Annotated in this window: 14 protein-coding genes and 1 other RNA gene; 13 read left to right on the plus strand and 2 right to left on the minus strand. The window is 73.5% G+C overall.

Annotation, left to right across the window (positions count from 1 at the left end; translation table 11 throughout):
- Window positions 1-77 precede the first annotated feature (77 nt).
- From ABT093_RS14485 to ABT093_RS14500, 4 genes are all read left to right on the plus strand, one after another.
- A complete protein-coding gene (locus tag ABT093_RS14485) occupies window positions 78-5,024 on the plus strand; it encodes an NAD-glutamate dehydrogenase (protein ID WP_350564085.1) in 4,947 nt (1,648 codons plus the stop codon).
- 107 nt (window positions 5,025-5,131) lie between these two features.
- The gene (locus ABT093_RS14490) at window positions 5,132-5,761 is read left to right on the plus strand and encodes an RNA polymerase sigma factor (RefSeq protein ID WP_350564087.1); all 630 of its coding nucleotides are present in this window, start codon (window positions 5,132-5,134) and stop codon (window positions 5,759-5,761) included.
- On the plus strand, window positions 5,758-6,813 hold the full coding sequence (locus tag ABT093_RS14495; RefSeq protein WP_350564089.1) for a CU044_5270 family protein: 1,056 nt from the start codon (window positions 5,758-5,760) through the stop codon (window positions 6,811-6,813). The genes ABT093_RS14490 and ABT093_RS14495 overlap by 4 nt, the downstream gene beginning before the upstream one ends.
- A 276-nt stretch (window positions 6,814-7,089) precedes the next feature.
- On the plus strand, window positions 7,090-7,551 hold the full coding sequence (locus tag ABT093_RS14500; RefSeq protein WP_350564090.1) for a hypothetical protein: 462 nt from the start codon (window positions 7,090-7,092) through the stop codon (window positions 7,549-7,551).
- 116 nt (window positions 7,552-7,667) lie between these two features.
- Here the strand turns inward: ABT093_RS14500 and ABT093_RS14505 are convergent, their stop codons facing one another.
- Window positions 7,668-10,478, minus strand: a complete 2,811-nt coding sequence (locus ABT093_RS14505) for an FtsK/SpoIIIE domain-containing protein (RefSeq protein ID WP_350564092.1) — start codon at window positions 10,476-10,478, stop codon at window positions 7,668-7,670.
- 426 nt (window positions 10,479-10,904) lie between these two features.
- Here ABT093_RS14505 and ABT093_RS14510 point away from each other — a divergent pair, with 426 nt between their 5' ends.
- The 4 genes from ABT093_RS14510 (at window position 10,905) to prfB (ending at window position 16,711) form a co-directional block, all read left to right on the plus strand.
- The gene (locus ABT093_RS14510) at window positions 10,905-12,827 is read left to right on the plus strand and encodes a serine/threonine-protein kinase (RefSeq protein WP_350564094.1); all 1,923 of its coding nucleotides are present in this window, start codon (window positions 10,905-10,907) and stop codon (window positions 12,825-12,827) included.
- Between the two features lie 44 nt (window positions 12,828-12,871).
- Window positions 12,872-14,038: a GH12 family glycosyl hydrolase domain-containing protein gene (locus tag ABT093_RS14515; RefSeq protein ID WP_350564096.1), complete on the plus strand. Its 1,167-nt coding sequence runs from the start codon at window positions 12,872-12,874 to the stop codon at window positions 14,036-14,038.
- A gap of 198 nt (window positions 14,039-14,236) precedes the next feature.
- On the plus strand, window positions 14,237-15,496 hold the full coding sequence (locus ABT093_RS14520; protein WP_350564097.1) for a serine/threonine-protein kinase: 1,260 nt from the start codon (window positions 14,237-14,239) through the stop codon (window positions 15,494-15,496).
- Window positions 15,497-15,598: 102 nt separating this feature from the next.
- Complete coding sequence (gene prfB, locus ABT093_RS14525; protein WP_350564099.1) at window positions 15,599-16,711, plus strand: peptide chain release factor 2; 1,113 nt, start codon at window positions 15,599-15,601, stop codon at window positions 16,709-16,711.
- A gap of 110 nt (window positions 16,712-16,821) precedes the next feature.
- Here prfB and ABT093_RS14530 read toward each other — a convergent pair whose 3' ends face one another.
- Complete coding sequence (locus tag ABT093_RS14530) at window positions 16,822-17,016, minus strand: hypothetical protein (protein WP_350564101.1); 195 nt, start codon at window positions 17,014-17,016, stop codon at window positions 16,822-16,824.
- A gap of 350 nt (window positions 17,017-17,366) precedes the next feature.
- Here ABT093_RS14530 and ftsE point away from each other — a divergent pair, with 350 nt between their 5' ends.
- From ftsE to ssrA, 5 genes are all read left to right on the plus strand, one after another.
- Window positions 17,367-18,056: a cell division ATP-binding protein FtsE gene (gene ftsE / locus ABT093_RS14535; protein WP_350544679.1), complete on the plus strand. Its 690-nt coding sequence runs from the start codon at window positions 17,367-17,369 to the stop codon at window positions 18,054-18,056.
- A 76-nt stretch (window positions 18,057-18,132) separates the two neighbouring features.
- Entirely contained in the window at window positions 18,133-19,044 is a 912-nt protein-coding gene (gene ftsX / locus ABT093_RS14540; RefSeq protein ID WP_344325131.1) for a permease-like cell division protein FtsX, read from the plus strand.
- A 123-nt stretch (window positions 19,045-19,167) separates the two neighbouring features.
- Window positions 19,168-20,316, plus strand: a complete 1,149-nt coding sequence (locus ABT093_RS14545) for a S41 family peptidase (RefSeq protein WP_350564103.1) — start codon at window positions 19,168-19,170, stop codon at window positions 20,314-20,316.
- A gap of 44 nt (window positions 20,317-20,360) precedes the next feature.
- Entirely contained in the window at window positions 20,361-20,837 is a 477-nt protein-coding gene (smpB, locus tag ABT093_RS14550; RefSeq protein WP_350564104.1) for an SsrA-binding protein SmpB, read from the plus strand.
- An 87-nt stretch (window positions 20,838-20,924) separates the two neighbouring features.
- Window positions 20,925-21,306: a transfer-messenger RNA gene (ssrA, locus tag ABT093_RS14555) on the plus strand.
- The last annotated feature ends 24 nt before the right edge of the window (window positions 21,307-21,330 follow it).

Raw genomic sequence — 21,330 nt, forward strand, 5'->3', positions numbered from 1 at the left:
GGATTGCGGAAGACCCGGCGGTGATCCCGATACCACCACCGAGTCACGCAACGGCGCGCGACAGGAGCCAAGAAGTCATGCAGACCAAGCTGGACGCAGCCAAGGCCGAACTGCTCAGGAAGGCAGCAGCAGCCGCTGAGAACAGCCAGGTGGGGGGAGCGGCGCCGGGGGAGGGACTGAGCAACGGCGCTCTGTCCGCGTACCTGCACCACTACTACCTCCACACCGCGCCCGAGGACCTGGTCGACCGCGACCCGGTCGACGTCTACGGCGCGGCCGCCTCGCACTACCGCCTGGGCCTCAAGCGCCCGCAGGGCACCGCCGAGGTGCGGGTGCACACCCCCTCGGTCGAGGAGAACGGCTGGTCCTGCGGCCACACCGTGGTCGAGGTCGTCACCGACGACATGCCGTTCCTGGTCGACTCGGTGACCAACGAGCTGTCCCGCCAGGACCGCGCGATCCACGTCGTCATCCACCCCCAGCTTGTCGTCCGCCGTGACATCACGGGCAAGCTGCTGGAGATCCTCGACGTCGACGCCTGCGCCCGCAGCCAGGCCGCCGGCGCCGAGTGGCCGGCCGACGCGACCGTCGAGTCGTGGATGCACATCGAGGTCGACCGCGAGACCGACCGCGAGGACCTGCGCGAGATCGAGAGCAACCTGCGCCGCGTGCTCGGCGACGTCCGTGAGGTCGTCGAGGACTGGTCCAAGATGCGCGACTCCGCGCTGCGGCTGGCCGACGAGCTCGCCGAGCAGCCCCCGGCCGGCCTGCCCGAGCAGGAGGTCGGCGAGGCCTGGGAGCTGATGCGCTGGCTCGCCGACGACCACTTCACCTTCCTCGGCTACCGCGAGTACGACCTCGTCGAGCACCAGGGCGAGGAGGTCCTGCGGGCCGTCGCCGGCACCGGTCTCGGCATCCTGCGCTCCGACCCGATCACCCGCGACGAGCAGCACCACGCCGTCAGCGAGGCCTTCGGCCGGCTCTCCGCGCCGGTGCGCGCCAAGGCCCACGAGAAGAAGCTGCTGGTCCTCACCAAGGCCAACAGCCGGGCCACCGTGCACCGCCCCGCCTACCTCGACTACGTCGGCGTGAAGAAGTTCGACGCCAACGGCGAGGTCATCGGCGAGCGCCGCTTCCTCGGCCTGTTCTCGGCCGCCGCGTACACCGAGTCGGTCAGCCGCATCCCGGTCGTCCGCCGCAAGGTCCAGGACGTCATCGCCGACTCCGGCTTCTCCACCGAGAGCCACGACGGCCGCGACCTGCTGCAGATCCTGGAGACCTTCCCCCGGGACGAGATCTTCCAGACCCAGGCCGACGAGCTGCTCCAGATCGCCACCAGCGTCCTCTACCTGCAGGAGCGCCGCCGGCTGCGGCTGTTCCTGCGCCAGGACGAGTACGGGCGCTACTTCTCCGCGCTGGTCTACCTGCCGCGCGACCGCTACACCACCCGCATCCGGCTGCGCCTCATGGACATCCTGATGCAGGAGCTCAACGGCGCCTCGATCGACTACACGGTCTGGTCGACGGAGTCGGTGCTGACCCGGCTGCACTTCGTCGTCCGGGTCACCCCCGGCAGCGAGCTGCCGCAGCTGACCGACGCCGAGGTCGAGCGGATCGAGGCCAAGCTGGCCGAGGCCGCCCGGTTCTGGATGGACGGCTTCAACGACCAGCTGCACGTCGAGCTGGGCGAGGAGAAGGCCGCCGAGCTCTCCCGCAAGTACGCCAACGCCTTCCCCGACGGCTACCGCGCCGACTTCACCGCGCGCACCGCCGTCGCCGACCTCAAGCAGATCGAGTCGCTGCACGGCGAGGGCGACTTCCGGCTGAACCTGTACCAGCCGGTCGGCGCCGGCGACGACGAGCGCCGCTTCAAGATCTACCGGGTGGGCGGCCCGATCTCGCTCACCGAGGTGCTGCCGGTCCTCCAGCGGCTGGGCGTCGAGGTGCTCGACGAGCACCCGTACGCGCTGACCCGCTCCGACCACACCACCGCCTGGGTCTACGACTTCGGCCTGCGGCTGCGCGAGGCCGTCGAGCTGACCGACGAGGCCCGCGAGCGCTTCCAGGAGACCTTCGCCGCCACCTGGACCGGCAAGGCCGAGAACGACGGCTTCAACGAGCTGGTGCTGACCGCCGGGCTGACCTGGCGCCAGGCGATGATGCTGCGCGCGTACGCCAAGTACCTGCGCCAGGCGGGCTCCACGTTCTCCCAGGACTACATGGAGGACGCGCTCCGCAACAACACCCACACCACCCGCCTGCTGGTGAACCTCTTCGAGGCCCGGCTGAGCCCCAGCCACCAGCAGGGCGCGCTGGAGCTGACCGAGGGCATCCTGGAGGAGCTGGCCGGCGCGCTGGACGAGGTCGTCTCGCTGGACGAGGACCGCATCCTGCGCTCCTTCCTGCACCTCATCAAGGCCACCCTGCGGACCAACTTCTTCCAGCACGACGGCTCGGGTGCGTGGCACTCCTACGTGTCGATGAAGTTCGACCCGAAGGCCATCCCGGACCTGCCGGCCCCGCGCCCGGCGTTCGAGATCTGGGTCTACTCGCCGCAGGTCGAGGGTGTGCACCTGCGCTTCGGCAAGGTCGCCCGCGGTGGTCTGCGCTGGTCCGACCGGCGCGAGGACTTCCGCACCGAGATCCTCGGCCTGGTCAAGGCGCAGATGGTGAAGAACACCGTCATCGTGCCGGTCGGCGCCAAGGGCGGCTTCGTCGCCAAGCAGCTGCCGGACCCGTCGGTCGACCGTGACGCCTGGCTGGCCGAGGGCGTCTCGTCGTACAAGACGTTCATCTCGGCGCTGCTGGACATCACCGACAACCTGGTCGCCGGCGAGGTCGTCCACCCGGCCGACGTGGTCCGCCACGACGAGGACGACACCTACCTGGTCGTCGCCGCCGACAAGGGCACCGCGACCTTCTCGGACATCGCCAACGGCGTCGCCGAGTCCTACGGCTTCTGGCTGGGCGACGCGTTCGCCTCCGGCGGCTCGGCCGGCTACGACCACAAGGGCATGGGCATCACCGCCCGCGGCGCCTGGGAGTCCGTCAAGCGCAACTTCCGCGAGCTGGGCCACGACACCCAGACCGAGGACTTCACCGTCGTCGGCATCGGCGACATGTCCGGCGACGTCTTCGGCAACGGCATGCTGCTCAGCGAGCACATCCGCCTGGTCGCCGCCTTCGACCACCGCCACATCTTCCTGGACCCCAACCCGGACGCGGCCGTCTCCTACGCCGAGCGCCGCCGCCTGTTCGAGCTGCCCCGCAGCTCCTGGGACGACTACGACAAGTCGCTGATCTCGGCGGGCGGCGGCGTCTTCCCGCGCAGCGCCAAGTCGATCCAGCTGTCGCCGCAGGTCCGGGCCGTGCTGGGGGTCTCCGACACCCGGCTCACCCCCGCCGAGCTGATGAAGGTCGTCCTGCAGGCGCCGGTCGACCTGTTCTGGAACGGCGGCATCGGCACCTACGTCAAGGCCTCCACCGAGTCCAACGCCGAGGTCGGCGACAAGGCCAACGACGCCATCCGCGTCAACGGCGAGCAGGTCCGCGCCCGCGTCGTCGGCGAGGGCGGCAACCTCGGGTGGACCCAGCTGGGCCGCATCGAGTACGCGTCCGCCGGCGGTCCCGAGGGCAACGGCGGCTGGATCAACACCGACGCCATCGACAACTCGGCCGGTGTCGACACCTCGGACCACGAGGTCAACATCAAGATCCTGCTCAACCAGGTGGTCGCCGACGGCGACATGACGGTCAAGCAGCGCAACACCCTGCTCGCCGAGATGACCGACGAGGTCGGCCACCTCGTGCTGCGCAACAACTACGCGCAGAACGTGGTGCTGGCCAACGCCGTCGCCCAGGCGCACAGCATGGTCAACGTCCACTCCCGGATGATCAACCGCCTGGAGTCGCAGGGCCGGCTCGACCGGGCCCTGGAGTTCCTGCCCACCGAGCGGCAGATCCGCGAGCGCCAGCAGAACGGCCGGGGCCTGTCCCAGCCGGAGATGTCGGTGCTGCTCGCCTACACCAAGATCACCCTCGCCGACGAGCTGCTCGCCACCGAGCTGCCCGACGACCCGTTCTTCCGCACCGCGCTGCACGAGTACTTCCCGAGCGCGCTGCGGGCCCGGTTCGCCGAGCAGATCGACCGGCACCCGCTGCGCCGCGAGATCATCACCACGCTGATCGTCAACGACACGATCAACCGGGGTGGCTGCACCTTCGCCTTCCGTCTGAAGGAGGAGACCGGCGCCACCTACGAGGAGGTCGCCCGCACCCACACCGCGGCCCGGGCGGTCTTCGGCCTGGAGGAGATCTGGTCCGAGATCGAGGGCCTGGACAACAAGGTCCCGGCCCGGGCGCAGACCAAGATGCGGCTGCACGTGCGCCGTCTCGTCGAGCGCGCCACCCGGTGGATGCTCAACAACCGGCGCCAGCCGCTGGACATCGCGGGCACCATCGAGTTCTTCCACGACCGGGTCAACCAGGTCTGGGGCTCGCTGCCCAAGCCGCTGCGCGGCGAGGACCTCGTCTGGTTCGAGAAGATCTACGGCGAGCTCACCGAGGCCGGCGTGCCGGAGCAGCTCGCCACCCGGATCGCGGGCCTGTCCTCGACCTTCCCGACCCTGGACATCACCGAGGTCGCGGACCGCTCCGGCAAGGACGTCGCCCAGGTCGCCGAGCTCTACTACGACCTGGCCGACCGCCTCCAGATCACCCACCTGCTCGACCGCATCATCGAGCTGCCCCGCACCGACCGCTGGTCGTCCATGGCCCGCGCCGCCATCCGCGAGGACCTCTTCGCGGCCCACGCGGCGCTGACCGCCGACATCCTGGCCTGCGGCCCCGACGGCGCGGCCCCCGAGGAGCGCTACACCGCCTGGGCGGACCTCAACGCCACCCTGCTGAACCGCGCCAAGAGCACCCTCGACGACATAAGGGGTTCGGACAACTACGAGCTGTCCAGCCTCTCCGTCGCGATGCGCGTCATCCGCACCCTGCTCCGCACGGGCTCGATGCGCTGACACCCGGCCGGCACGGCGAACGGCGGGCCCGCGTCCTGATGGACGCGGGCCCGCCGCTTTTCCGCTTCGGGAGGGAACCCGACGGGGCGGTGCGGACAGGTGGAGGTGTGGAACTGTCGCAGCGGGGACGGATACGGGATGGCGATCAGTGGGCGTTCGGGGAGCTGTTCGACGAGACGGCGGGTGATCTGTACCGGTACGCGGTGCGGGCCACCGGGGACTGGGCGGTCGCGGAGGACGTCGTCCAGCTGACCTTCCTGGAGGCCTGGCGGCTGCGGCACAAGCTGCGGGAGGACGGCGGGGCGGTGCGGCCCTGGCTGTTCGGGATCGCCGCGAACGTCCTGCGCAACACCGCCCGGGCGGCCCGGCGGCACCGGGCGGCGATGGACCGGCTGCCGGTCCGGGAGACGGTGCCGGACTTCGCCGACGAGCTGGTGGGGCGGCTGGACGACAGCGCGCAGCTGGCCGCCGCCCGGCGGGCGATGGGGCGGCTGCGGAAGGCCGAGCGGGAGGTGTTCGGGCTCTGCGTGTGGGCGGGGCTGGACTACGCGGGTGCGGCCGAGGCCCTGGGGGTGCCGATCGGCACGGTGCGTTCGCGGCTCTCGCGCGCCCGGACCAAGCTGCGCGCGCTCGCCGAGGAGGAACTGCGCAACGGGCGGGAACTCCGCCCGGCCTCAGGACAGGTACGGGGTGGCCGCGTCGGAGCGGCCCGGTCGATACGGGAGACGAACCGATGAACGAGGACGAACGCGCCGAGCTGGACCGGCTGGTGCCGGGCCCGGCGAGGCCCGAGCTCTCCGCCGACCGCCACCGGTTGTTGAGGGGACATCTGATGAGTGAGATCCGCGAGACGAAGCCCGCGCGGGCCCGGCGCGGCAGGCTCGGCTGGGTGGCGGTGCCCGCCCTGGCGGGCGGACTGGCGCTGGCGGTGGTGCTGAGCGGCGGCGGCGCGGGCACGCCCGCGCCGCCGCAGCAGGCCCAGCAGCAGAGCACCGGCGGGACCACGCTGAACGCCGCCCCCGTGGGGGCCGTCCAGCTGCTGACCCAGGCGGCGGACACCGCAGCCGGCAAGCCCGACCCGAAGGCGGGCAAGAATCAGTTCGTGTACGTGGACAGCCTGGTGGCCTTCTCCAGCCTCAACATGGCCACCGGCGAGTCGAAGGTCGACCCCGCGCACCGCCGCCAGATCTGGCTCTCGGTGGACGGCAGTCGGCACGGTGTCCTGAAGGAGGAGCGCGGGGACGGCAAGGCCATCGCTCCGGAGAAGACCAAGCCGGGGGATCCGGCGCCGCGCACCGACGGCGGCATGTGGCTCGACCCGAACGCCAAGCCGGGCCTCAACGCCCCGACGTACGCGTACCTGGCCACGCTGCCGACCGACCCGGACGCGCTGCTGAAGAAGATCTACGCCGAGACCAAGGGCATGGGCCCGGGCCCCGACCAGGAGGCCTTCGTGACGATCGGCGACCTGCTGCGGGAGCAGCTCGCCCCGCCGGCCGTCAGTGCCGCGCTCTACCGGGCCGCCGCGAAGATCCCCGGCGTCACCGCGGTGGACGACTCCGTGGACGCCTCCGGCCGGCACGGCGTGGCCGTGGCCCGCGAGAACGGCGGCATCCGCACCGAGTGGATCTTCGACCCGAAGACCCACGAGTTCCTCGGCGAGCGCACCGTGGTCGCCGCCGAGGGCAACGAGCTCGGCAAGCCGGGCACCGTCACCGGCCACTCCGCCGTCCTCGGCCGCACCGTCGTCGACCAGCCCGGGGAGGAGGCGCCGCAGAAGAGCGCCTGAGCCGGAAGGGCTCCTTCGAAGGACAGGTGAAGCCGTGGGGCCCGGTGCGAGCGGGCCCCACGGCTGTTTCCTGCGGCCTCCACGGTGCGCGGTGCGGGCCGATCGGCCGTGATCGCGCCATCGAGGGCCGGTTTCCGGTCCGATGGTCGATCCCGGGGGGCGATCGACTGCGGGGCACGGGAAGCGCGTGCCAGAGTTGCCGCATGCCCCATGTGAAATGTCACATATGGCATGCAATGCCCTGAGAATCCGACGGAGCAGAAGAGGAGTGGGACGATGCGAGCGAACCGACTCGCCCTGACGCTGGCGGGTGCCGCCGGCGCGGTGGCGATGCTGGCGGCGCCGACCCAGGCGAGCGCTGTCCAGGCCGGCACGACGACCACCACGGAGATCTGCAGCTCGACCAAGCTGCAGGCCGGGGTGAATACCTGGCTGTGCGCCGAGGTGACCGGCGGCGACGTGCAACTGGTGGGGAAGATCTACCTGGCCGGTCCGCCCAGCCCGGGCGGCCCTTACCCGGAGCCCCAGGACCTCCTGACCGTGCTCGACGGTCAGGTCGTGGGCGGCGCCTCGCTCGGCTCGGTCAACAAGTGGACGCGGTTCCACGCCAGCCTGGTCGAGGTGCGCGGCGTCGGCGGGGCCGTGACCTGCGGCTCGACCGTGCACGGCAGCTTCAGCGTCACCAAGCCCGGCTGGGGATCGGTCCCGGTCACCCTCGACGCCGTGGTGCCGTGTTGACGGACACGTCGTCCTGACCGGTGGGCGGTCGAGGCAGCTCGACCTCCAACGGCCGTCCGCCCCCGCCGCGACAGCGATCGCGGCGGGGGCGGACGGCCGTGCGGACTTCTTCCGCCTCAGCGGGCGGCGGCGCGTTGGAGGGCGCTGGCGAGGAGGGCGAGGTCGGTGGGGCCGTTGCCGAGTTCGCGGACGGGGCGGCGGGCGGGCGGGGCGCCGAGGGTGAGCGGGTCTATGGCGACGACGGTGGGGCGCAGGGTGGCGGTGCGCGGGATGCGGCCGCTGATGCGGGCGGCCTGGAAGGCGGTGACGCCGCCGTCGGGGAGGCGGAGGTAGCCGCGGCCGGGGGTGGCCTCGGGGAGGGCGGCGGCGTCGCCGAGGTGGATGAGGAGGTCGGAGTCGGCCGGGTCGTCGGTGCGCAGGGCGATGCGCAGCAGGGCGGCCTCGTCGACCTCGGTGCCGGTGGTCTCGTCGGGGCGGCCGGTGGTCACCGCGAGGTGGACGCCGAGGGCGCCGCCGCGGCGGGCGACGGCGGCGAGGGCGCGGGCGAGCGGGCGGCCGACCGGGGAGGTGGGGGAGAGCAGGGCGTCGTAGTCGTCCACGACGACGACCAGGCGGGGCGGGCAGGGACCGCTGGGCGCGGGCGGGGCGACGGGGGAGTCCGGGCTGCGCGGGTGGATGACGCGCGCGGGAGCGGGCGCGTCGGGGGCGCCGACGGTGGCCGGGACCGGGACGGGCTCCCCGTCGAGGATGCGGGCCGCGTGCCAGGAGGCGAAGTCCAGCCCGTCGAACAGCCGCTCGCGCAGGACCAGCTCGTCCTCCAGCGCCTCCGCCGCGAGCAGCGCGGCCCGCGGGTCGGCGGCGGCGTTGACCCGCCCGGTGACGTGCGGCAGCTCGCTGCACCCGGCGAGGCCGTCCTCGGTGGCCCGCCCCTCGACGATGGTGACGGCGAGGCGTTCGGGCCGCTCGGAGGCGGCCAGCGAGGCGACCAGGGTGCGCAGCAGCTCGGTCTTGCCGGAGCCGCGGGCGCCGCCGATCAGCAGGTGCGGGCCGCCCGGGTCGGGGGAGGGGAGGGTGAGTTCGGGGTCGGCGAGGTCGAGGACGCACAGCTCGTCGCGGGTGGTGCCGAGCAGGGCGGTGGCGGCGCCGATGCCGCCGGCGTGCGCGGCCCAGCGGGCGGACAGCTTGGCCGGGGTGACGGTGTCCAGCTGGAGCAGGTCGAGCAGCCGCAGCGCGTCCGGCAGCGGTCCCCGGTTGGCGGGGGCGGCCTCGCGCAGCGGGGCGAGGACGCGGGCGAGCCGCTCGGCCCAGGCGTCGGAGACGGCGTCCAGGGAGACCTCGTGCAGGGTCTCGCGGCCGCGGGTGACCGGGCCCGGGCGGTCGAGCGAGAGCTGGGTGCCGACCTCGCCGGTGATCAGCGCGGTGGCGCCGAGGCCACGGGGCAGCAGTTCGGGCTGTTCGGCGAGGCAGACCGGGAAGATGCCGACGGCCGGGCCCTGACGCAGCAGCAGGTCGAGCGCCAGCCGGGCGGACTCGGTGCCCGGGCGGCCGTCGACCACGACGACGGTGGCGGGGTGGCCGCCGAGGCCGACCGGCCCGCTGAGCCGGCCGGTGAGTTCGGTGAGCCGGGCGGTCGCCTGCTCGTCGTCGAGACCGAGCAGCAGCCGGCAGTCCTGGCCCTCGGCGGGGCGCAGGTGGGGCAGCCACAGCGCCCAGGCCCAGGTGTCGGCGCGGTCCTGCGGGGTGCGGGCCGGATCGGCGTCGACCACGACCAGGCTGAGCCCGGTCGGCGGGTGCAGCGCGGCGAGCTGGGCGACGACGGCGCGGGTGAGCGCGTCGAGGCGCTCGCGCGGGCCGCTGAGGCCGAGGCTGCCGGCGGTCTGCAGGTCGACGGTGACCGGGACGGCGGGCAGCACGGTGCCGGGGGAGGTGCCGGGGCCGCCGGGCCGGTCGGCGGTGCCGAGCCGCAGGGTGAGCGCGTCGGGGTGGCCGGGGCCGCGCTCCCAGAGCCGGGGGCCGGGGCCGAGCGCGTTGAGCAGCAGGGTGGCGAGGTCGGGCCAGCGTTCGCGCTGGGCGGCGGCCTGCCGGATGCGGACGGCCGTGTGGTGCCGTTCGGCGCTCTCCTCGGGCGGTTCGGCGCTGGAGCGGCCGAGCCGCAGCGAGAGCAGGCCGCGGCCGCGCCCGGCGGGCGGTTCGGGGGCGGCCGGCGGTTCGACGGCGGGCGGCGCTGGGCGGACCGGGGCGGGGGCGGAGAGCCGGAGGTGGCCGTGGCCGTCGGGCAGCGCGGCGCGGCCGGGTGCCCCGGAGGTGTCCCGGGGGTCCGGGGCGGTGACGCGCAGGGTGGTCTCGCCGATCCGCAGCAGCGCGGTGCCGTCGAGCGGGACGGCCTCCTCGGGCGCGCCGGGCGGGACGATCCGGCCGTCGACGGTGGTCCCGTTGGTGGAGCCGAGGTCGCGGACGGTCACCGTGCCGTCCTCGGCGAGGTGCAGGGCGAGGTGGAGCCGGGAGACGTCCGGGTCGTCGACCGGGACGTCGGCCTCGCCGGAGCGGCCGACCCGGATCTCCCGGCCGTGCAGGCGGTGCACCCCGCCGGCGTCCGGCCCGCCGACGACGCGCAGCTCGGCGGCGGCCGGGGTGTCGTCCGGGTCCTCGGCGGTCGGGTCCGGCTCGTTGAGGGAGAGGACGGCGCCGTCCAGCAGCGGGGGGTGACCGAGCAGCGTGTGCTCGTCCACCCGCTGGGTCCCCGCGTACAGGTGCACATGGGTGGCGGCCCGCGGTCCGCGCACGCCGACGGCGCCCGCGAGGGCGCCCGCGAGGGAGCCGAGCGCGGTGCCGACGGGCGCGGTGACCAGCACGTCCACGTAGGGGATGGCGGAGCCGGCGGCTGCCGGGCCGCTGCGCGGTCGGAGGACGGTCAGCCGGATCTGCATCTCGCCCGCGGTCCCTTCTGCTGGTGTGACGCCTTGTGCCGCTGCCTCGGGCCGCCACGGGGGTGCGGGGGTGGCCGCGACACCGCTTGGGCCACAAGAGTGGCGAGTGTCATCCTGCCATCCGTCACGGACAGTCCGCGCACCGTACCGGATTTGACGATCTTGCGATCATGGCCATGGTGGAGGCGACGGGGAATCAGGTCAACCGGCGCCCGGAAGGGCAGACCCCGCGGCCCCCGCGGAACCGCCCGCGCACGCTCCGGGTCTTCCCTTGGGGGATGTCCCCCAACCCGGGCGAACGCCCCTGCCGGTCGCCTCAAAAACGGGAACGGACCCCGTTAGAGTGGCCGGAAACACGGGCCCGGCAGGCTCACCGCACCGGCGGAGGAGCGCCCCGCGCGGGCGGCACGGCGAGGAGTGCGACAGGTGCGGCCAGTCGGCAGCAAGTATCTGCTGGAGGAGACCCTCGGACGAGGGGCCACCGGCACCGTCTGGCGCGGCCGGGTCCGCGCCGACGTCGAGGTGCCCGGCAGCGCGCCCGGGCAGCTGGTGGCGATCAAGGTCCTGCGCGAGGAGCTCGCCGCCGACCCGGACGTGGTGATGCGCTTCCTGCGGGAGCGCTCGGTGCTGCTGCGGCTGACCCACCCGAACATCGTCAAGGTCCGCGACCTGGTCGTCGAGGGCGAGCTGCTGGCCCTGGTGATGGACCTCGTGGACGGCCCGGACCTGGCCCGCTACCTCCGCGAGCAGGGCCCGTTCAGCCCGATCGCGGGCGCCCTGCTGATGGCCCAGGTCGCCGACGCGCTGGCGGCCAGCCACGCGGACGGCATCGTGCACCGCGACCTCAAGCCGGCCAACGTGCTGCTCGCCACCGCCGTCGTCGACGCGACCGAGCAGATGCACCCGATGCTGACCGACTTCGGCATCGCCCGGCTCGCCGACTCCCCGGGCATCACCCGCAGCCACGAGTTCGTCGGCACCCCCGCGTACGTCGCGCCGGAGTCCGCCGAGGGCCGCCCGCAGACCTCCGCGGTGGACGTCTACGGCGCCGGGATCATGCTGTACGAGCTGGTCACCGGCCGCCAGCCGTTCCAGGGCGACAACCCGCTGGCCATCCTGCAGGCGCACCTCGCCCAGGAGCCGCAGCGGCCGTCCACGATGCCGGAGCCGCTCTGGACGGTGATCGAGCGCTGTCTGCGCAAGGACCCGGCGCAGCGGCCGAGCGCGGTGTCGCTGGCGGGCGCCCTGCGGGTGGTCGCGGCCGTGGTGGGCGTGCACGCCTCGCCGGCGGCGGTGGACGCGGCGATCGCCGTCGGCGGGCTGCTCCTGCCGGACCCGCAGCCGGCCGCCGTGCCGGGCGCGCCGGTGGGGGTGCCCGGACTGTCGGCGGACGCGCCGTTCGGCGCCGAGGACCGCACCCAGGTGCTCCCGGCCGGCCACCCCGGTCACCCCGGTCAGCAGCCCGGCCAGCCCGGCCAGCAGTACGACCCGGCGGCCGCGACCCGGGTGATGGGCACCCAGCCGCCCCCGTTCGACCCGGCGGCGACCCGGGTGATGCCGCCCGCCGCCGTGCCGCCGCCCCCGCCCGGCCCGCCGCAGGCCGAGACCCCGCACCCCTGGCAGACCCAGCTGCGGGCGGCCCGGGACCGCAACCAGCAGACCGAGATCGCCTACTTCGGGCCCGAGGACTTCGAGGCCCCGCCGGTCGCCCCGCCGCCCTTCCAGGCGGGCCAGGGCGGCCAGCCCGGCCACCCGCCGCAGGGCTACCAGCAGCCCGGCCAGTACCCGGGGCAGCACCAGGGCCAGCAGCACCAGGGCCGGCAGCAGCCGGGCGGCTACCGGCAGGCCCCGCCGCCCGGATACGCCCAGCGCCCGCCGGTCGCCCCGCCGCCCTACCAGGCAGGCCGGCCGGGCCGCCCCGGGCAGGGCGAGGGCAGCCCGCAGCCGCCCGGCGGCTACAACCAGCCCCCGGCCGCGCCCGCCGGGCGCCGGCCCGCGCCCGCCCCGCAGCACCCGGCCCCGCAGCAGGCGGCCCCCGCCGCCCCGCCGCGCCGGGCCGAGCCGCCCGCGCCGCAGCACCGCGAACCCCCGCAGCGCCGCGCCGAGCCGCCCCGCGAGGCACCCCGGGAGGCCCCGCGCCGCGAGCCGCGCCCGCGCAGCCGCAACCGGATGTACATCCCGGGCCTGGGCTGTCTGAAGGGCTGCCTGATGGTGCTGCTGGTGCTGGCACTGGCCGCGGCGGCGCTGTGGAACTTCACCCCGCTGCCGGAGTACTGGGCCAACGTCCAGGACTGGTTCTCCAGCGCCAAGGACTGGGTGACGGACCTGTTCGGCAGCGCGAAGAACTGACGGGCACACAGGAACGGCGGATCCCGGGGGGCTTGCGAATGAGGGTGCGACACACGTCCGGACGCCCGGCGGCGGCGGGCCTGCTGCTCGCCGTCGTGGCGGCGCTGCTGCCGGCCGGTCCGGCGGTGGCGGCGCCGACCCCGCACTGCGGCCGGTACGAGACGGTGCCGGTGGCCGGCGGTCGGTACGTGGTGGACAACAACGCCTACGGCCCGGGGACGAACACCTGCCTGGCCACCGACGGCGGCCCCGGGTTCACCGTGCACTCCTCGGACGCCGCCGCGAGCCCGCCGGCCGGACCGGTCGCCTACCCGGAGATCTTCGACGGCTGCCACTGGAACACCTGCTCCACCGGCAGCGCGCTGCCGCTGCGCGTCTCCGAGCTGGGGCGGGCGACCAGCAGCTGGTCCACCACGCTGCCCGCCGCGGGCGACTTCAACGTGGCCTACGACCTGTGGTTCCACACCACCCCGGCCACCCCCGAGGCCAACGGCCAGCCGGACGGGGCCGAGCTGATGATCTGGCTGGACCGCCGTCCGGCCGGGTCCGGTCCCACCGGTTCCACCGCGTACGTCGGCGGGACCGGCTGGACCAGCTGGCAGCTCACCATCGCCGCCAACGGCCGGCAGTGGCCGATGGTCGCCTACCAGGCGCGGACCCCGGTCGACTCGGTCACCGACCTCGACCTGCGGGCCTTCGTCCGGGACGCGGTGGCCCGCGGCGTGGTCAGGCCGGAGTGGTACCTGGTCTCGATCGAGGCGGGCTTCGAGCTCTGGAGCGGCGGTGCGGGCCTGCGGACCGACTCCTTCGCCACCGACGTCCGCCCGGGGCGCCCGACCGGCCCGGTCGGCGCGCCCGGCGGCCACTGCCTCGCCGACCTGCCCGGGAGCGTGGCGGACGGCCCGGAGCCGGTCGCGCTGCTCGCCTGCGACGGCTCGCCCGGGCAGCAGTGGAGCGTGGAGACCGACGGCACGCTGCGGCACGCCGGCAAGTGCCTGGGCACCGACGGCAACGCGGCCTCGCTCAACCCCTGCAACGGTTCGCCGTACCACGTCTGGCTGGTCGGCCTGGCCGGCGCGCTCTGGAACCAGGGCGCCGAGGGCTGCCTGCGCGACCCCGCGGCCGGGGCCGCGCCGGGCGGCGGCGCCGACCTGGCCGGCTGCGACGGGTCGGCGGGGCAGCGCTGGACGCTGCCGGCCGAGGTGGTCTGACGGGGAGCCCGGAGCCGCCCCCGTCGGCAGGATTGACGCTTTGTCGACAATTCACGGGATTTCCCGCCGCCCAGCACCGGCCGAGCGGCCCCAGGAGGCCCGCGGAAGGCGTCCGGGCGCGTAGGTTGGTCGCTGTTGTCCCGCCCCACCGAGTGCTCCGGACCCTCCCGGAGCGCTCCCGCCGCCCACGGAGCAGCATTGGCACGCAAGATCGGCAGCCGCTACACCGTCCACCAGGTGATCGGCCGGGGCTCGGCCGGGACGGTCTGGCTCGGCGAGGGCCCGGACGGTCCGGTCGCGGTCAAGCTGCTGCGCGAGGACCTGGCCGCCGACCAGGTGCTGGTCGGGCGCTTCGTCCAGGAACGCGCCGCGCTCACCAGCCTCGACCACCCCCGGGTGGTCGGCGTGCGCGACATGGTCGTCGACGGCAGCGACCTCGCCCTGGTGATGGAGCTGGTCCAGGGCACCGACCTGCGCTCCCGGCTGGAGCGCGACGGCGCGCTGCCCCCGCAGCTCGCCGCCTCGGTCATCGCGGACGTCGCCGACGGCCTGGCCGCCGCCCACGCGGCCGGCATCGTGCACCGGGACGTCAAGCCCGAGAACGTGCTGCTCGACCTCGCCGCCGCCCCCGGCCCCGGCGGCGCCCCGCGCGCCAAGCTGACCGACTTCGGCGTGGCCCGGCTGGTCGACGCCCCGCGCCGCACCCGCGCCACCCGGATCATCGGCACCCCCGACTACCTCGCCCCCGAGATCATCGAGGGCCTGGAGCCGCGCGCCGCCGTCGACATCTACGCCCTCGCCACCGTGCTGTACGAGCTGCTGGCCGGCTTCACCCCGTTCGGCGGCGGCCACACCGGCGCGGTGCTGCGCCGGCACGTCACCGAGCAGGTGCCGCCGATCCCCGGCCTGCCCGACGGCCTGTGGCGGATCATCGCCGAGTGCCTGGCCAAGGCCCCGGCCTCCCGGCTGCGCGCCGCCGAGCTGGCCGCCCGGCTGCGCGAGCAGCTGCCGGCCCTGGCCGGGCTGCCGGTGCTGGCCGTCCCGCAGCAGGGCCGGGCGCCCGCCGAGGAGCAGCTGACCCCGGGCGAGGCGGTGTACGCCGAGGTGGACGCCGCCCCCGGCACCCACAAGCGCCGCCGCGGCCCGGCCGTCCCGCTGGTGCCCGGGGTGGCCCCGGACTCCACCCGGGACACCCACACCAGCCTGCGCCGTCCCTCCGCGCAGGAGCTGGCCTCCTACGCGGCCGAGTCGCGGGCCCAGCGCACCACCCCGGGCGCGGTCCACCGCCGGGACCGCCAGGCGCTGCTGCGCCGGCGCCGGGTGCTGGCCGTGCTGCTGGCCGTGGTCCTGCTGCTGGCCGGCGCCGCCGCGGCCTGGACGGCCTTCGCCGCCACCGCCCCGGACGCCGGGCCCGGCCCCCGTCCGACCGGCGTGTCGGGCGCCCCGAGGGCGCCCTAGCGGCGCGCCCGGGGCCCCTCGGCGGCCCGCTCCGGGAGCCCGCGGGGCCCCCGACGCACCCGGGGTCGTCATGAGCACCCCGGGAACCATTACCCTGGGGGCGTGGCAGCCGTCGATCCTTCCGAAGAGCTCAAGAACCTCGAAACGACCATGGGGTCGATCGAGGCCGTCCTCGACCTGGACAAGATCCGGGCCGACATCGCGCGTCTGGAGGAGGAGGCAGCCGCCCCCGACCTGTGGGACGACCTCGCGAACGCCCAGAAGGTGACCAGCAGGCTCTCCTTCCTCCAGGGCGAACTGCGCAGGGTCGAGGGCCTCCGCGGCCGCATCGACGACCTGGGCGTCCTGTTCGAGCTGGCCGAGGCCGAGGACGACGCGGACACCCGCGCCGAGGCCGAGACCGAGCTGGTGGCCGTCGCCAAGGCGGTCGAGGAGCTGGAGGTCCGCACCCTCCTGTCGGGCGAGTACGACGCCCGCGAGGCGCTGATCAACATCCGCGCCGAGGCCGGCGGCGTGGACGCCGCCGACTTCGCCGAGCAGCTGATGCGCATGTACCTGCGCTGGGCCGAGCGGCACGGGTACCCCACCGAGGTGTACGACACCTCGTACGCGGAGGAGGCCGGCATCAAGTCCGCGACCTTCACCGTCAAGGCCCCCTACGCCTACGGCACCCTCTCGGTCGAGCAGGGCACCCACCGCCTGGTCCGCATCTCCCCGTTCGACAACCAGGGCCGCCGGCAGACCTCGTTCGCCGGCGTCGAGGTGCTCCCGGTCGTCGAGCAGTCCGACCACGTCGACATCGACGAGTCGGACCTGCGCATCGACGTCTACCGCGCCTCCGGCCCCGGCGGCCAGGGCGTCAACACCACCGACTCGGCGGTGCGCATCACGCACATCCCGACCGGCATCGTGGTCTCCTGCCAGAACGAGCGCTCGCAGATCCAGAACAAGGCGTCCGCGATGAACGTCCTCCAGGCCAAGCTGCTGGAGCGGCGCCGCCAGGAGGAGAAGGCGGCGATGGACGCGCTCAAGGACAGCGGCAGCTCCTGGGGCAACCAGATGCGTTCCTACGTGCTGCACCCGTACCAGATGGTCAAGGACGTCCGCACCGAGTTCGAGGTCGGCAACCCGCAGGGCGTGCTGGACGGCGACATCGACGGTTTCATCGAGGCCGGCATCCGGTGGAGGAAGCAGCGGGAGACCGCCGCGCAGTAGTCCGCGGTCGCCCGCGGTCCGCACAGGACATACGGCAGGGCCCCCGACCGGTCAACCGGTCGGGGGCCCTGCCCGTTCGTGCGGTTCTCGCCGTTCGTACGTCTTACGGCTCAGGCCAGCGCCTGCCGCGCGATCAGTGCCACCGCGAGCAGTCCGGCCAGCACGGCCAGCAGCATCGCGGGGGAGAGCGCGGCGAACAGCCCCTGCTGCTCCTGCAGCCGGGCCCGGGTGGCACGGCAGGCGGGGCAGCGGCCCTCGCTGACGCGGCCGTTGCAGTGGGCGCACACCAGATGGTCGCAGGTCATGCGATCTCCTCCTCGCTGCTACTGCAAACGCACCGGACCGGGCCTTGGTTCCTTCTCTTGCCCTGTGCGGCGGAGCGGTCGGGCCCGACCGCACCCTCCACTGTGCCAGGTTCCCGGCGTTCCGGCCCCCGGGCTGTGAGATGGCTCCCAATTTTCGGGGCATATCCGGGCATTTTCCCCCAGTTCCGTGCGGCTGTCGAGGCCTGAACCTGCGGGCCGGGCGCCCGTTCGCGTATGGTCCCAAGCCGGGAGCGGCCGTTCCGCTCCCCTCGCCCGCCCCGGGCCGGGCATGCCGAGGGGCGGACCGACCCAGGACTGGCGCCGCCTAGGATGGCCTCCGTGATGCAGCCGTGATCAGATTCGACAACGTCTCCAAGACCTATCCCAAGCAGAACCGTCCCGCCCTGGACAACGTCTCGCTGGAGATCGAGAAGGGTGAGTTCGTCTTCCTGGTCGGCTCGTCCGGCTCGGGCAAGTCCACCTTCCTGCGCCTGTGCCTGCGCGAGGAGCGCCCCAGCAGCGGCGAGGTGCACGTGCTGGGCAAGGACCTGGGCAAGCTGTCCAACTGGAAGGTGCCGCACATGCGCCGCCAGCTGGGCACCGTCTTCCAGGACTTCCGCCTGCTTCCCAACAAGACGGTCGCGCAGAACGTCGCGTTCGCGCTGGAGGTCATCGGCAAGCCGAAGAGCGCCATCAACAAGGTGGTGCCCGAGGTGCTCGACCTGGTCGGCCTCGGCGGCAAGGAGGACCGCATGCCGGGCGAGCTGTCCGGTGGTGAGCAGCAGCGCGTGGCGATCGCCCGGGCGTTCGTCAACCGCCCGATGCTGCTGATCGCGGACGAGCCCACCGGCAACCTCGACCCGCAGAACTCGGTCGGCATCATGAAGCTGCTCGACCGGATCAACCGCACCGGCACCACCGTGCTGATGGCCACCCACGACCAGGCCATCGTCGACCAGATGCGCAAGCGCGTCATCGAGCTCGACAAGGGGCTGCTGGTCCGCGACCAGGCCCGCGGCGTCTACGGATACCAGCACTGACCACTCGGCGCTGACCCCGTGGGCCGCCCGCCCGCCTCGCCCGACCAGCAGTACCGACCCTGGAGTTGTTGAACGCATGCGCGCCCAGTTCGTCCTGTCGGAGATCGGTGTGGGTCTCCGCCGCAACCTGACGATGACCATCGCCGTCGTCGTCAGCGTCGCGCTCTCCCTCGCCCTCGCCGGTGCCTCCCTCCTGGTCCGCGACCAGGTCAACTCGATGAAGGGGTACTGGTACGACAAGGTCGAGGTGAGCATCTACTTCTGCACCAAGGCCGACGCCCGCAACTCGCCCCAGTGCGACAAGGGTGCGGCCACCGACCAGCAGATCGCCGACATCAAGACCCAGCTGGACAAGATGGACTCGGTGGTCCAGTCCTCGACCTTCGAGAACTCCGCCGAGGCGTACAAGCACTGGAAGGAGATGAACCCGGACAACCCGCTCATCTCCGTCCTCGGCCCGGAGGCCATCCCGCAGTCCTGGCGGGTCAAGCTCAAGGACCCGACCAAGTACGACGTCATCCAGAGCGCCTTCGCCGGCAAGCCCGGCGTCAAGTCGGTCGAGGACCAGCGCAAGATCCTGGAGAACCTCTTCGGCCTGCTGAACGGCCTCCAGACGGCGGCCTTCGTCATCATGGTGCTGATGCTCTTCGTCGCCCTGCTGCTGATCGTCAACACCGTCCGGGTGTCGGCGTACAGCAGGCGGCGCGAGACCGGCATCATGCGCCTGGTCGGCGCCTCGAACTTCTACGTGCAGATGCCGTTCATCGCGGAGGCCGCGTTCTCCGCGCTGCTCGGCGCGGTGATGGCCTCCGGACTGCTGCTCGGCGGCCACTTCTTCGTCCAGAACTGGCTGGCCGAGCGGGTGCAGTTCATCCACTTCATCGGCCTGTCCTCGGTGCTGGCGGTGATACCGCTGCTGGTCGTGGTGGGTATGGGCATGGCCGGCATCGCGGCCTTCTTCACCCTCCGCAAGTACCTCAAGGTCTGAGGCCCCGAAACGCCCGGCGACCCGGGACGGCCCCGGACGGCACTGCGCCGTCCGGGGCCGTCGGCGTTCCGCCGCCGACCGTTGCGGGCCGCGGTGTCCCGGACACGCCCTAGACTCCGGTCCATGCCAGTCACTCCCCGCGCGGCGCGTCAGGTGGCCACCCTCAGCCTGGTGTTCGGTGCGGTCCTGCTGGCCGGGGCCGCCACCGGCGCCTGGGGCGAGTCCGGCACGACGCCGCGCCCGCCGTCGGCCGACACCGCCCGGCCCGCGGCCGCGACCATCGGCGCCGGCCAGGACCCGGCCGGCGCCGACCTCTCCGAGCAGCAGGCCGAGCACCTGATCGGCGCGACCGGCGACCGCTGGGGCGCGTACTACAGCGCCCAGGAGTACGCCGAGTTCAGCCAGGGCCTGGACGGCCGCTACCTCGGGGTGGGCCTGTCCGTGGGCCGCGGCGAGGACGGCGTCACCACCGTCTCCCAGGTGCAGCCCGCCGGCCCGGCCGCCGCCGCCGGCATCGCGGTCGGCGACCGGCTGCTGCGGATCGGGGAGGACGAGGCGGACCGGCTTCCGGTCACCGAGGTGGTCGCCCGGCTGCGCGGACGCGAGGGCGCCGAGCGGCAGCCCGGTTCGGAGGTCGTCCTGACCGTGCGGCGGGAGGAGGGCGAGGACCGCGAGGTCCGGCTGCGCCGGGCACTGCTGGACAGCCAGCAGGTGACCGTCGAGCACCTGGCCGGCGGGGCGGTGCGGATCGCCGTGCGGGCCTTCACCTCCGGCGTGGCCGAGCAGGTGCGCGCCGCCGCGCGCGCCGCGCGGGCCGGCGTGGTGCTCGACCTGCGCGGCAACTCCGGCGGACTGGTCGACGAGGCCGCCGGCACCGCCGGGGTCTTCCTGGACGGCGGCCCGGTCGGCTCGTACCAGGACCGCGGCGGCACCCGGGAGCTGACCGCCCCGCCCGGCGGCGACCAGCGCACCCCGCTGGTGGTGCTGGTCGACGGCGGCACGATGAGCGCCGCCGAACTGCTCACCGGCGCCCTGCAGGACCGCGGCCGGGCCGTGGTGGTGGGCGGGCGCACCTTCGGCAAGGGCACCGTCCAGCAGCCCAGCCGGCTCGCCGACGGCGCGGTGCTGGAGCTGACCGTCGGCCGCTACTACACCCCGGCCGGCCGCTCCCCGGAGGGCACCGGACTGGCCCCGGACGTCCCGGCGGACGCCTCCGAGGACGCCGCCGCGCTCGCCCTGCGGGTGCTGGCCGGTCTCGGCAGCCGCGCGTAAAGGGGCTGCTCGGCACCGGGTGGAGGTGCGAGAATGACCGCGCTATGGCAAAGGAAACCGGACACAAGCTGATCGCGCAGAACAAGAAGGCGCGACACGAGTACACCATCCTCGACACCTACGAGTGCGGTCTCGTGCTCACCGGCACGGAGGTGAAGTCACTGCGCGAGGGGCGGGCCAACCTGGTCGACGGCTACGCCTACATCCAGAACCACGAGGCGTGGATCGACAACGTCTTCATCCCCGAGTACACCCAGGGGACGTGGACCAACCACGCGGCGCGGCGCAAGCGCAAGCTGCTGCTGCACAAGCTGGAGATCCGCAAGATCGAGACGAAGGTCCGGGACGCCGGCCACACCCTCGTCCCGCTCTCGCTGTACTTCAAGGACGGCCGGGTGAAGCTCGAACTGGCGCTCGCGGTCGGCAAGAAGCTCTACGACAAGCGGCAGACCCTGCGCGAGAAGCAGGACACCCGTGAGGCGGCGCGCGCGGTGGCGGCCGCCCGGCGGCGCCAGCGTTAATCGGCTGGCCCTCGCTGGTCGCCTCGCGTACCATGGGGCCCAGCACCACGGACGGCCCGCCGTCCGCGCTGTTTCTCAACAAAACATGGGGATGATCGGTTTCGACAGGGGATGTTGAAACAGGGGAAGCGAGCCGAGGAACGCGGCAATGATCTCGTTAACCACGTGTCGCAAAAAAATAATCGCCAACTCTAAGCGCGATTCCCAGCAGTTCGCTCTCGCTGCCTAATAAGCACCGATAGCGCTTGGGTGTCAGACCGGGGGGTTCCCGACCCGGACCCTGGCATAATCTAGGGAACTCAACCGTCCGCCCGGGCTGCGGGGGTGGATGGGAAATCAAACAGCAGCTGGGCCTGTTGGCGGCTTGTCCGCGTGACCGCCAGGGCCGAGAAAAGCACAGCGGACTGCGCTCGGAGAAGCCCTGAATTAACTCCACTGGACCCGGGTTCGATTCCCGGCATCTCCACCACCCCATGTTCACAGTGAAGGCCGT

It is taken from the genome of Kitasatospora sp. NPDC002551 (assembly GCF_040296005.1).
In the GTDB taxonomy this organism is placed as follows: domain Bacteria; phylum Actinomycetota; class Actinomycetes; order Streptomycetales; family Streptomycetaceae; genus Kitasatospora.